Source organism: Legionella sp. ST3F1, assembly GCF_048553315.1.
Classification (GTDB): Bacteria; Pseudomonadota; Gammaproteobacteria; order Legionellales; family Legionellaceae; genus Tatlockia; species Tatlockia donaldsonii.
Genome location: NZ_JBLZIO010000015.1, coordinates 1 through 13,498, shown reverse-complemented (window position 1 = coordinate 13,498; position 13,498 = coordinate 1). Strand labels below are relative to the sequence as shown.

The window sequence follows — 13,498 nt, the reverse complement described above, 5'->3', positions numbered from 1 at the left end:
GAAACATACTGATTAATAACAATTGAGGGGTTCAACATGCTCGTTACGTTGATAATAGCTATTCTTACTCTTGTAGTAACCAGTTTCGTTGTTTTCGGCATCGTGTTTTGGCACAAAGGCGAGCATCAGCATTTAGCGAGAAGTTTTCTTGTTATTTCACTTTCAGCGTTTTTGATATTCTTTGTTATCCTGATCGCTTTTTTTATAACGTCATTTTCTCAGCACTATTTCAAGTAAAGGGATTGACTAGAATCTTTTTTAAGCACCTCACGGTGTTGATATTCAAAAAGTCATTGCATTCAAGAAAAATGCAATACCTCAACAGAGGGCATTCGGCCTCAGGATTCCATGGCTAAAAATTATCCAGAATTTTGACGAACGGGCACCAACCAGAATACGAGGTTGGATTTTTATCGATGAATTGATAGAAATGGCTTATCATCTCCTTAGAATCGATTTTTGGCATAGAGGGAACCATTAATTTTAGTGTCCATTCTATTCATTGCATACGATTGAATGTGTTTAGGATGGCTGCCCTGTAAAAATTAATTCCAACTACAAAGAGATAGTGAAGAATAGTAACTTGTCATTATCAAATAAATAACAGGATAGATAATGCGCTTAGGATTAGCTGTGATTTTCTTTATCAGCATTTTTTTAAATACTGCCCTGGCCAGTCCGTCCTTCACGTTGCGTCAAGCGTTGAATTTAGCCTATCGTAATAATCCTGAGCTACAAGCTGAAAAAGATAAAGCCTGTGCCCTGAAAGGGCTGTTTATTCAAAGCGGCCTTTTTCCAAATCCCCAACTCGCTTTAACGGCAGAAAATATGGGCGGCTCTGGTCAATATACAGGCTATGAATCCGCTGAAACCACCCTTGCAGTTACTCAGCCTATCCCGCTTGGTCATCGCCTTCACTATTTGAAACAAGCGAGTTTTGCTGATTATTTAACGTCTTTAGCGACCATTAAAGTACAGAAGAACGTGTTATATATTGCTGTGGCTACCGCTTATGTCGATGCGTTATATGCTGAACAGTGGCATCAGGTCACCAAAAAATTGATTCGACTGAATGAGGAAATTGTTTCAGCGATTAAGCGCCGGGTAGACGCAGGAGCAGCACCTGAACTTGATTTAAGGTTAGCTGAAGTGCGGCTAGGTAAGGCCCTTATTCAAGAAAAGGCTGCAGAGCAAATGGCTTTAACTGCACGGGCCAGGTTGGCCCGTCTGGTAGGTAATGAATTGCGGATTGATAGCTCGTTGTCTGACAAAGAGTTACAACATACAATCTGGCACTGGCCCAATTTACTTGCCAAATTAAATCAAAGTCCCCAGATTATCGCGATGGCCGTACAAATTAGAGCAAAGCGAGCTGGTATTGTTGCTGCTAAAAAATCAGTATGGCCTGATTTAAATATTCAGGTTGGGGCGCGTCATTTTTCCGATGATGGCAGTAATGCTGCAGTGGTTTCCGCTTCGTCTCAACTCCCTCTCTATAACCGTAATCAAGGAAATATCCTTTCTGCAGAAGCAGGATTAACCCAGGCCATTCATCAATACCAAGGCGTTCGTCTTGAAGTAAGAAAAAATTTATACATTGCTTTTTTACAAGCAGAACAAAGCCGTTTTGAAGCGAATTTAGTGACAAATTCTTTATTACCCTTGGCACGTAAATCGATAAAATTAGCCCAAAATGGTTATGGAATGGGTAAATTTACTTATCTGCAATTATCGCTAGCCCTCAATACACTTTATGAAGAAGAGCAGCATTACCAACAAGCGCATGCCGAGTACCATAAAGCATTAATTCAAATTTCTGGTCTATTAGGGCTACATGAGTAAGGAGAAAAATTGAACGTGAAATCCCCTAATTTAACGTGGTTACTTTGTCTGTTTTATTTTTTATTCATGGTTGGAATGGCATCATGCTCCTCAGAGAAAGAAATAAAGCAAAACACAGGAAAGGGACCGCACCATGGCCGTTTGTTGAAACAAGGGCCATTGACTTTAGAATTAGTCCTTTTTGAAAAAGGAATGCCGCCGCATTTTCGAGCTTACCTTTATAAGGATGGCAAGCCGGTCAGTATCGATGGAACGCATTTAACCATTCAGCTGCGCCGTTTTACGGGGACAGTCGATACCATCACCTTTGAACCGGTCAATGATTTTTTACAAAGCCAGCAAATTATTCAACAGCCGCATTCCTTTGAGGTAACCATTCATCTTATCAACCAGGATAAAAACTATGAATGGCATTATGCAAGTTATGAAGGCAGAATGCATCTTGGCGTTCCTATCCTTAAGGCAGCAGGGATAGAAACGGCAGTCGCTAAAGAAGAGACGATAAAAAAACAATTAAAAGTAGTAGGCAAAATTGTACCTAACCGCGATACCTCCGCGCCTGTTTATCCCCGCTATTCCGGTATTATCAAATCCATGACAAAGAAATTGGGTGATAAAGTAACTAAAGGCGATGTCTTAGCGACGATTGAAAGCAATGAAAGTTTACAAAACTATACCGTCTCAGCACCGATTAACGGTATTGTTGTACAAAAGCAGGCAACATCAGGAGAACTGGCCAAAGGCGATAGACCCATTTATGAATTGGCTGATTTAATGAATGTATGGGCTGATTTAACCCTTTATCGGAAAGAAGCCCCCTTGGTAAAAGCGGGCATGGAAGTCATTGTTACAGGTGATGAAGGCAAACCAAGAGCCGTCAGTACAATCAGTTATATTTCCCCTCTTGGGATTGAGGACAGCCAAACCGTTCTGGCTCGTAGCATCCTGTCCAATGCGTTGAATGAATGGTTGCCTGGCATGTATGTCAATGCCGCCATTGTTATTCAAGAAAAGACCGTTGCTGTCGCAGTGCCTCGTGATGCTTTACAGCATATAGGGCAAACGGAGGTTGTTTTCGTGCAGCAAGGGGATGAGTTTGAGGCAACACCGGTCGTGATAGGCGACGAGGATGATGCCTGGGTTGAAATACGTTCGGGACTGAAACCAGGGCAGCGTTATGTCAGTAAAAACAGTTTTTTTCTAAAGGCGGAACTCGGTAAATCGGGAGCAAGTCATGAGCATTAAGGAGTAATAATGCTGGAAAAAATACTAGAGGTTTCCTTAAAGCACCGCTGGTTTGCTTTGCTATTCACCCTTATTATCGCCCTTTTAGGCGTGTATAATTTTAATGAATTACCCATTGATGCCGTGCCTGATATTACCAATGTTCAAGTGCAAATTAATACACAGGCAGATGGTTATACACCCTTTGAGGTAGAACAACGCATTACGTTTCCCATTGAAACCGCTATGAGCGGGTTACCTTCGCTAGACTACACCCGTTCGCTTTCGCGCTATGGCTTATCGCAAATTACGGTTGCCTTTAAAGATGGGACGAATATTTATTTTGCTCGTCAATTAATTAATGAACGGTTACAAGAAGTCAAAAACAAACTGCCCCCGGATATAAATTCTACCTTAGGTCCCATTTCTACCGGCTTGGGCGAAATCTTTATGTACACCGTTAACAATAAAGCGAATGTCCCTGCTAATAAACAATATGACTCAACGGAGCTTCGCACCATACAAGATTGGATTATTAAGCCACAGTTGCGTAACGTGACCGGCGTGGCTGAAGTCAATTCCATTGGTGGTTTTCAAAAACAATTCCACATTACCCCCTTTCCTGCGAAGCTCGTACGCTACCGTTTAAGTTTAAATGACGTGTTGCAGGCATTGGAGCGTAATAATGCCAATATTGGTGCGGGTTATGTTGAGCGTTATGGCGAACAATATTTAATTCGCGTGCCGGGACAGGTAAAAAATATCAACGATATTAATAATATTGTGATCGCAAGTTTTGAAGGAACCCCTATTCGCATTCGTGATGTAGCCAATGTCCAATTAGGGGAAGAACTTCGGGCAGGTGCCGCTACGGTAGGTAATGAAGAGGTCGTTTTAGGCACGGTATTTATGTTGATGGGAGAGAATAGCCGCGCTGTTTCCGAACGGGTAGCAGAAAAATTGAAATTAATTAATCAAACGCTTCCAGCCGGTATTGAGGCAGTACCTGTTTATAACCGTACGAACTTGGTTAAAGCCACTATCAACACCGTCAAAAACAATTTGCTTGAAGGTGCCTTGCTTGTATGCGTTATTCTATTTCTCTTTTTAGGCAATGTACGAGCCGCACTGATTACAGCCCTGGTCATTCCTTTATCGATGTTACTAACGGTTACAGGCATGGTAACGAATAAAATTAGTGCCAATCTGATGAGTCTTGGGGCTTTGGATTTTGGGTTGATTGTGGATGGTGCGGTGATCATTGTTGAAAATTGTTTAAAACATCTTGGTCAAGCCCAGCATCAATTGCAGCGAGTTTTAACGACTGAAGAACGGTTGGCCGTCATTAAGGAAGCGACCACAGAAGTGATCCGCCCAAGTATATTTGGCGTATTTATTATTACGGTCGTGTATTTACCTATCCTTACTTTAACTGGTGTGGAAGGAAAAATGTTTTTGCCTATGGCAGAAACGGTGATTATTGCTTTAATGGCTTCCATGCTTTTTTCACTTATCTTTATACCTGCGGCGGTAGCTGTTGTCTTGCGGGGAAAAATACAAGAAAAAGAAAATAAATTAGTCCATTATCTTACGGTGGGCTATGAAAAACTTCTCCAGGTCTGTTTTAAGGCACGCCTGCAAGTATTAAGTGCGGCTTGTATTCTGGTTGTTCTAAGTTTATTGCTGGCATTTCACCTCGGCGGTGAATTTATTCCAAGTCTGGATGAAGGTGATATCGCCATGCATGCCATGCGCATTCCTGGAACCAGTTTGACGCAAGCATTGAAAATGCAAAATCTGGTGCAACAGCGAGTGAGTGAATTTCCCGAAGTAAAGCAAGTGTTCTCCAAGATGGGAACTGCGGAAATTGCAACTGATCCTGCGCCTCCCTACGTCGCTGATACGTTTATTATGCTAAAACCCCGCAAGGATTGGCCAAATCCTAAAAAAGAAAAACAAGTTTTAGTCGAGGAAATTGAACAAGCGGTGACCCAAATTCCCGGTAATAATTATGAATTTATGCAACCCATTCAAATGCGGTTTAATGAATTAATTTCGGGGGTCAGGAGTGATATTGCCGTTAAGGTATTTGGCGACGATATGCACACGCTTCTGAAAACAGGGGAATTAATCTCAAAGCAAATGGAAAAAGTGCCTGGCGCTTCTGATGTTAAAGTAGAGCAGGTCAGTGGTTTGCCTTTACTAACGGTAGTGATTGATCGCAATGCGTTGGCTCGCTATGGATTACAAATTAGTGAGGTACAAGATGCCGTTGCTATCGCGATAGGGGGGAAAAAAGGAGGGGAGCTCTTTGAAGGCGATAAACGATTTTCACTGGTTGTACGTTTACCCGAAGCATTAAGAACAAAATCGGATGTACTTCGCCAAATTTTTATCCCACTCCCTTTGTCTAAAGATGGAGAACGCCACTTTATTCCCTTGAGTGAAGTCGCTTCTTTAAAGCTTGATGAAAGCCCCAATCAAATTAGTCGCGAAAATGGGAAGCGGCGTATTGTGGTTACCGCAAACGTCCGTAATCGGGATTTAAGCTCGTTTGTTATGGATGCAAAAAATAAAATAGAACGAAATGTAGAGCTCCCCAGTGGATATTGGATAACTTGGGGTGGGCAATTTGAACAGTTAGAGTCTGCCGCCGCACGCTTGAAAATAGTCGTTCCAATTACCTTAAGCATTATTTTTTTATTATTGTTCATGAGTTTCCACAGTGCAAAAGATGCGTTATTAGTCTTTAGTGGTATTCCTCTGGCTTTAACAGGTGGCGTGTTTTTCTTGTGGATGCGAGGTATCCCACTCTCAATTTCTGCAGGCGTTGGTTTTATTGCCTTATCAGGGGTTGCTGTATTAAATGGTTTAGTCATGATCAGCTTTATCAATAAATTACGTGAGCAGCACCTTCCTTTGCGCGAAGCTATATTTCAAGGATCGGTTGCACGATTGCGCCCGGTATTAATGACTGCATTAGTGGCCTCATTAGGATTTGTGCCTATGGCACTCGCGACAGGGACAGGATCAGAAGTACAAAGGCCTTTAGCAACGGTGGTTATTGGAGGCATTATTTCCTCTACCTTTTTAACCTTATTGGTTTTGCCCGGGCTTTATTATTTGTTTCATAGGAATAAAGAGGAGGCCTAGCGAGAGAATTTACTCTTTGTGATTGTGATTATCAGGTTGCTTCGCTTGGCCCCAATGGCTTTTATGAGAAAAATACGCTTTTTCGGGCTTTCATGACATACCACTTCAATCCTTTTTTGTACGTAATGAATCATGTATTTTCCAGGCATACATATTGACGTTAAGCCGCTCATAAGGAGGAGTGGGAAACTCAAAATTTTTCTTGGTAATCAGTTCAATACAACAGGCAACAACGGCCGAGTCATAGCGTTTTCCAGCGCCTTCTTGTAACTCATTGAGCGTTGCTTCAATTGAATTTTTAGGGCGGTAGGGACGGTGAGAGCTCATGGCTTCGAACACATCCGCGACGGTTACAATTTTAGTTTCAAAACGAATTTCATCAGCCTTTAATCCATGGGGATAGCCGGAACCATCCAACCGTTCATGATGATGCAAAATAATGTCGAAAATGGTTCGGTTGAAGGCGACTCTTTTGGCAATTTGATAACCTACTTCGGGATGGATTTTTATAAACTCATATTCCAATGGGCTAAGCTTGGCGGGGGAAACCAGAATCTCCATTGGGACGCGAGTTTTACCTATATCATGGATTAATGCACCTAAATAAATTTCATGTACTTTTTTAGAGCTTAGGCCAAAATTTTTAGCTATTTCTTCGGCTAGTTTCGCTACACGAAACTGATGTCCTGCTGTATAGGGATCGTGTTGCTCGGTAATGGAGGCTAAGGACTCAATCGTTTTGTCTAAAATATCTTGCAGCTTTCGCTTTGCTTGCCGCAGAGATTGAGTCTTTTTTTTCACTAGTTCCGACAAATGCTCCCGGTGCATGCTCAATTCTTTATTGTTTTTTTCAAGGATGTATCTTTGACATAAATTCTCTAAAATAATGGAGGTGGAAATTGTAAAGCTATTAACGATGGAATCAAATAAATTGAATTGGTTGAAATCGCTAATTTTTATAATAATTAGTCCATAAAAAATATCTTTTGCAAAGAGGGAATAAATTTGTATTTCCTTATCTTCAATTGCTTCGAAAAGTTGGAGAAAATCGGTCATGCTGAATGTTCCATGTTTCAAATCGATGGTTCCAATCAGCTTTGATTGCAACTCGTTATTGCTACCGTCCATCGTTTTGATGAGACACACCTCACATTCTTTTACGCCAGGGATACTGCAGATAATTTTTTCAAGATAAGGTTTAATTTGATCCGTATTGGTAAAAATGAAGAGCGCGCTATGCGCCGCATAAAGTCTAAATAGCGTTTGCTCATTCTGTGTTAACTGATTTTCATTATTCATTTTTTATAGTATTCATACGGTTATGAAAAAATTCTTCTGGTCTAATATAGGCGGGGTTTTTGACAATTTGTCCGTGCACAAACATGAACGGGTGAACTTGCAGGACATCGTATATCAATCCCCCATCGAATTTATTGACATCATATTGGCAAACAACAGTAATCGGGTGTGTATCAAGGATGGTATTGATGAGGGCTTCATAAACGATTAACTGATCTGAACCAGGAATATTTCTGCAAGACCATGTCATTTCCCCTGAAAGACGACTCCCGGAAAACCCTGCGGCGATAGCATGATCATAGTGATTTTTAAGACGAGAAAGCATTTGCTCTGGTACAAATTGCCCATCTGGACAATAGACTGAGACAGCAGGAGAAATTTCAACCTGCCTGGTTTGGGGTAACTCTACATCCAGTTCGGCAAGCCATGCCCTTACTTCTTCGGGTGTCATCGTATCGACAAAATAGCCAATTTGTTCATTGTTGGCTATTCCTGATTCGATATATTTAGAGATGACTCGACGTTTCTCAGATTCATCTCGATAAATAAGGCAAGCGTGGGCACCATGTTTAAAATGCTCATAACTAAATCCTAAAGAGATGTCTTCACCACGGTTCCTGGGCATTCTGAAATTTCCTTATTATCTTCGCTCTCCTTTAGAGTATAGCTCTTGGCTTTTGGTTTTTTGTATCGGGCTTTCACACCGCCGACGGTCTTAAGTGAGTCAACTGTTCACAAATAGTCTACAAAAAACGACACTCAATGATTAATACCGGATAAGTTAACAGAATCTGCCAGTCAATCGAGTATGACTTCATGGTGAATGTGGGTAATTTTACCCATACCCCCTCCGTCATGAGTGCTCTATAATAAAACAATATGAATTTTAAGTGTATTTAGTGCGCATGCTGTGACTAATTGATTTCAGGAGATAACGATGCCAGGCCTATTAGACCAATATATTGAGCGCCTTCGTGGGGGTGACATTAAAACGTTTCTTACCTATCAAGACGCACTTATTAAAAAATATGGCAAACTTTCGTCCGAGCAATTGGCATTGGCAACCATGCATGAACTTCTTTTGGCAGATAATCTGCAGGGGGAGGATTTAGTGACGGCATTTAATACACAAATGCTGTTGGAGCAGTTATTAGAGCAGTGTTCACCAGACGGAAATGTGCAACATTACAAAGCAGATCGTTTTTATAATACGGCTAAAGGTCGGATGCAGGGATTTATCGTTTATCTTGAAGATATCTTAATGTATAAACATTATCAAAGAGATGACTTGGTAAAACTGCTGAAGCAGGATGATTTTTTACAGCATGAAGCCGCTATCAACAAACATCGGGAAGCAACAAGCAAAATACATAGAGACGAGGTTTATGCCTACAAAGGTTCGCTGGGAATCCCAAGATCGCGAGATATCGATACTTATAAACAATCAAATCAAGGTTACGCGTCATTTGTACAGCGCTTTCGAAATAAACTCGTAACGGCACCCATTGATGATAGCTTTAACGAGAAGGAACGAGAGGCCTTTTCAAGAATTTATTTTAACGATCCGGTAGCAATTCCTCGAAAATGGCATCATTACGTGGAAATTGCCAGAACATTTTTAGAAACCAGTCCAACTCAAAAAACATTTTCTCTCTTTCAAACGGCAAGTCTTCCAAAAGCATTTAAAGAAAAATTTTCAGTGTTACTGGGAGAGGCACAATTTAAAAATCAACAATTGGCTGTAATGATGGCTATGGTGTCGCTGATGCAAACATCACAATTGGCCCTCGCTGCAGACGCTCTGGCCAAACAACTGGGTTTTACTAACATCTCCGCGCTGCAAACAGAATTGAACCTTATGTTTAAACGACTTGAACTCGGTGCACAAGAATCGGTTAATGCTGTGGTTCAGGCAATGATGAATACCAATAAATCAGTGGATGAGCTCAAGAAGGATTTGAAAGCGGTTCAATTAGTTCGCTTTGAGGGAGTAGGACCAGAATCTACTGAACCCAAATCAACCCTTCAAGAAACGCATGCCTCCGAAGAAGATGATCAATTAATCAAGGCGTTAATGGCTGGAATGGAAGGAAGTAGGGAGATTCTATATAAGAATACCCATAATTTAATCAATGAATTGCATAAGCTCGGCTATGATAAAGGCTCCAGCGAGTATAAATTATGTCTATTGGTCATTCAGAACCTGCAGAAAAACCCTAAAGCCGCTTCTTTAGAGGCAAGTGAGCAAAAAACAATTTTCAATTTTGTCATCAATAAATTTGTCAAAAAACTTAATGCTGACCAGGCAAAATACATGCTGGGCCTCAGCGAAGTGGATATAGCCATACAAATTGGTAAAAAAATTGGTAATTATTTTGATCGTCCTTCTGCTACAAATTATGGCTTATTTACCACAGAAGTTTATCCCAAAATAACTGATTACATTGAGAAAAGCGACTACACCAAGCAGTTTTCCAATTTCGGTTCTATTCTAAGAGGGCCTTTAACGGAATACTTAAAACAGTGTTATACCTCCGAAGAATTTGAAGCGCAAAATCTCGATGGTTTTATGGTAGAGCGGGTAAACTCCTTCTTTGCTAGCAAGGCTGATGAGATATTAGAGAAGCATTTTCACCTCATGGCGAAGCAACAAATACAAGATTATTTAGCGGATATAGTCGATCTTCCGGAGCCTGCCAAAGTGAAAATTGAGCGCGAATTCCTGGCGCATATGCAACGCTCTCCTCATCATCAATATAAAGAATTAAAAGATTTCTTGCTCTCCATATCAAAACCTGAACGAGTAATTCCCTATATGGAGCGGGTCATTGATAATGCTATCCATCAATTTATGGATAGCCATAAAGATCTGCTCCCCGATCGCGGCAGCCAAATGAGTATTTAATGCTTTAAAAATTTCTGAGGAACTATCCCGTAAATTGCCTGGCAAACTACGGGGTAGGCCAGTTATCCTTGACTGGCTGAAGGCGTTCAGTCAATTCTAAAAACCATTTTTGGTATCCAGGCTAATATCACTTTAATACCTGACTCTAAATTTAGCTTAAATAAAGCATTAATTAGGATTAAGATGGATTTTTTGGCAGGCCATGATTAGGGTAAGAAAGGCTGGAGCCCTCCTGCTGACTCACAATTGGAAAAAGGAATCTATGTTAAAGGGCTTAAAAGTAATTGACCTCAGTTCCGTCCTCGCGGGTCCATCAGTAGCTACTTTTTTTGCTGAGTTGGGTGCCACAGTGATTAAAATTGAGCATCCTCTCCATAAGGACGTTACCAGAACGTGGAAACTTCCAGAGGAAGACCCTGACTCAGAGATTTCAGCCTATTTTGCAAGTGTTAATTTTAGAAAGGAATACCAATTTTTAGATCTTAAGAAAGAGGAAGACCACGGCCGTTTTCTTAACCTGATTTCAGACGCTGATATTTTAATAATGAATTTTAAAAAGGGAGATGATGTAAAGCTTCGACTACAGGAGGAGTCTCTTCTCAGTATCAACCCCCGTTTGATCATTGGAAAAATAAACGGTTACGGCGAGGAAAACGACCGCGTTGCTTACGATCTGGTGCTTCAAGGTGAAAGCGGTTTTATGTCCATGAATGGCACCCATGAGAGTGGTCCCGTTAAAATGCCAGTTGCGCTCATCGATGTACTCGCAGCCCACCATCTGAAAGAAGCCATCCTTCTTGCGCTCTATAACCGGGAAAAAAGCGGGGAAGGCAAGGTGGTCTCTGTCTCCCTTTACGATGCTGCCATTAGCAGCCTTGTTAATCAGGCATCGAATTACTTAATGACGGGACAGGTACCCCAACGTATCGGATCAATACATCCCAATATCGCACCCTATGGCGAAGTGTTCCGTACAGCCGATGGCGCCCAGGTAGTCTTTGCGATAGGTTCTGATCAGCATTTTGCAAAACTATGCACTATCCTGGGCCTAAAAGACCTGCCGGAAAAAAATGAGTTCAGGAATAATCAAAACAGAGTAAAAAACCGGGGAAAGCTGGCTTCCCTCATTACTGAACAAACAGCGAAATTACACAGCGATACGCTTCTCGAACTTCTGCACCATGAACATATTCCCGCTGGGAAAATTATGGATCTCAAGGAGGTTTTTGATAACGCTCAGGCGAAAGAGCTCATCCGGGAGGAAGTCATCGATGGCATCCCTACCGCACGCGTCGCTTCGTTCATTTTTAAGTAACCAGTTCGGGGCAAGTGCTGTTATCCAGCCTTTATTCAATAACGCCCTGCAAACATCTTTTACTTTGCAGCTTTTGATAGCGGGTCAATAGCCTCTATAATTATTCCTATTACCAATTCAAATCCATGGTTAGACGAGAGTCCAACCTTATTAGGCTAAAGGATACCCATGTTTCAATCAGCTTTAATAATTGTACTAATGACTTTTAGCATGGTCACCCAGGCAGCCTTGCCTGTTGATCCCATTCAGCGTTGTTTAGATGTTAGACGATTGGCAGACTTTACCACAAAGCAGAAGATGGCCGCCAAGGAGCCCGGTGTATTGCGCTTTAAATTCCATAAAATTTCAGCCTCTGAGTTGCCCTTAAATAACCCTGTCGGCAATATGAATGAAGTGATTACGGCATTAAATAATCAGATTGAAAACTGTGCTAAAAAGCGTGGTGAATTTCAGACAGTAATGATTGCTGGCCGTCAATTCAAACGCCAGGAATGGTGCCTTAATACCAACAAAAAAATGCTCGCTCTTGCAAAGGCTGCTCATGGTGATTTTAAAAACTATTTAACCCGCATTAAAACCGAATTTGACTGGTATAAAAGCGATGGCTGGCCTGAAAATCATGCCGGATTTAAAAAGGGAGAGTTTCAATTTACTGCCTATTACGCGCCCGCTGCTGTGAAGGCCAGTGCCAAACGCGGCGGATCATTTTTATACCCGCTCTATAGGAACCCGGGTGTCGTCAGCGCCCCTTTGGAACGCAAAAAATTTAATTTGAAAGCCCCTCTTTGTGGCGTAGACCCGCTTACCAAAATAGAGCGTGGATTTTGTATGAAAAATCCTAATGGCACCTACTCAGTAGTCCCCGATCGCAAGGAAATTGAACAGGGGGCTTTACATCCAAACTATGTAATCGCTTATGTTGAAGATCCCAATGATCCAGCTTTTTTAATGGTTGAAGGCTCCGGTTCATTAAGCATTGATGGCCAATTATTCCATATCAATTACGAGGCTGCTAACGGCAGACCACGCACCATGCTGGGCCGCATCGTCCAATGCGCACAAGATCCAACCTGCGGCGGCAACCTTGATACGATTGAACGTTGTGCTAAAGATCCCAAGTGCCACGATGAAGAAAAGTTAGGTTGTAACGTCTCTAAAAAAATTAAAGGAAGCGCTGCATCAGAACAGTTGATTCGTCAGTATCTCGATGACCCGCGTAACCGCCATAAAGCGGCCGACTTGCGAAATCGCGATCAAAGCTATGTATTTTTTGCTAAAGAAGATGGCGGGCCTTACGGTTCAGAAAAGATTACTCTAACGCCCCATGTATCCTGCGCAACCGATCACCGGGTAATACCGATCGGAATGAATTTTATTTATAACAGCAAAAAATCGACTTCATGGTGTATAGCCCAAGACGCAGGCGGGGCTATTGTAGGCGCTCATGTTGACGTCTATAAAGGCGAAGGGGATCAGGCTGGCCTGGAAGCCAATGCACTAAATCACTCCGGCTCGTTATATGTAGCACTACCAAAACGCAAGTAAAACTTCAGCAATCCGTCTCTGCCTCTGCATCATTCAATAGTCCCAGGTTGGGTCACGACCCAACCTACACTGATATCAATTTGGTTGTGTGAGCCACTCCAGGCTTAATCGAGGCTCTATCCTTTTATAAAAAATAATAAACAAGTCAGTAGGTTGGGTCGTGACCCAACAAAAACTTATCAATTTGGTTGCGTGAGCCAGTCCCGGTAATTGAG

Annotated in this window: 8 protein-coding genes; 6 read left to right on the top strand and 2 right to left on the bottom strand. The window is 41.7% G+C overall.

Going from position 1 to position 13,498, the window contains the following annotated elements:
• Nucleotides 1–615: 615 nt before the first annotated feature.
• The 3 genes from ACN4Z1_RS10895 (at nucleotide 616) to ACN4Z1_RS10885 (ending at nucleotide 6,219) form a co-directional block, all read left to right on the top strand.
• Nucleotides 616–1,842 (top strand): TolC family protein, encoded by a 1,227-nt coding sequence (locus ACN4Z1_RS10895; protein WP_228363060.1) that lies wholly within the window; start codon nucleotides 616–618, stop codon nucleotides 1,840–1,842.
• 66 nt (nucleotides 1,843–1,908) lie between these two features.
• Nucleotides 1,909–3,087 (top strand): efflux RND transporter periplasmic adaptor subunit, encoded by a 1,179-nt coding sequence (locus ACN4Z1_RS10890; RefSeq protein ID WP_228364059.1) that lies wholly within the window; start codon nucleotides 1,909–1,911, stop codon nucleotides 3,085–3,087.
• Nucleotides 3,088–3,096: 9 nt separating this feature from the next.
• The gene (locus tag ACN4Z1_RS10885; RefSeq protein ID WP_228363059.1) at nucleotides 3,097–6,219 is read left to right on the top strand and encodes a CusA/CzcA family heavy metal efflux RND transporter; all 3,123 of its coding nucleotides are present in this window, start codon (nucleotides 3,097–3,099) and stop codon (nucleotides 6,217–6,219) included.
• 105 nt (nucleotides 6,220–6,324) lie between these two features.
• Here ACN4Z1_RS10885 and ACN4Z1_RS10880 read toward each other — a convergent pair whose 3' ends face one another.
• Nucleotides 6,325–7,518 carry an HD-GYP domain-containing protein gene (locus ACN4Z1_RS10880; RefSeq protein ID WP_228363058.1) on the bottom strand — a complete coding sequence of 398 codons (1,194 nt, stop codon included), beginning with the start codon at nucleotides 7,516–7,518 and terminating at the stop codon, nucleotides 6,325–6,327.
• The gene (locus tag ACN4Z1_RS10875; RefSeq protein WP_228363057.1) at nucleotides 7,511–8,143 is read right to left on the bottom strand and encodes an MEDS domain-containing protein; all 633 of its coding nucleotides are present in this window, start codon (nucleotides 8,141–8,143) and stop codon (nucleotides 7,511–7,513) included. The genes ACN4Z1_RS10880 and ACN4Z1_RS10875 overlap by 8 nt, the downstream gene beginning before the upstream one ends.
• A 312-nt stretch (nucleotides 8,144–8,455) precedes the next feature.
• Between ACN4Z1_RS10875 and ACN4Z1_RS10870 the strand changes: the two genes are divergently transcribed.
• The 3 genes from ACN4Z1_RS10870 to ACN4Z1_RS10860 all read left to right on the top strand — a co-directional run bounded on the left by ACN4Z1_RS10870 (nucleotide 8,456) and on the right by ACN4Z1_RS10860 (nucleotide 13,283).
• The gene (locus ACN4Z1_RS10870) at nucleotides 8,456–10,423 is read left to right on the top strand and encodes a hypothetical protein (protein WP_228363056.1); all 1,968 of its coding nucleotides are present in this window, start codon (nucleotides 8,456–8,458) and stop codon (nucleotides 10,421–10,423) included.
• Nucleotides 10,424–10,685: 262 nt separating this feature from the next.
• Nucleotides 10,686–11,738 (top strand): CaiB/BaiF CoA transferase family protein, encoded by a 1,053-nt coding sequence (locus tag ACN4Z1_RS10865; protein WP_228363055.1) that lies wholly within the window; start codon nucleotides 10,686–10,688, stop codon nucleotides 11,736–11,738.
• A gap of 168 nt (nucleotides 11,739–11,906) precedes the next feature.
• The gene (locus tag ACN4Z1_RS10860; RefSeq protein ID WP_419388139.1) at nucleotides 11,907–13,283 is read left to right on the top strand and encodes an MltA domain-containing protein; all 1,377 of its coding nucleotides are present in this window, start codon (nucleotides 11,907–11,909) and stop codon (nucleotides 13,281–13,283) included.
• Nucleotides 13,284–13,498: the final 215 nt, after the last annotated feature.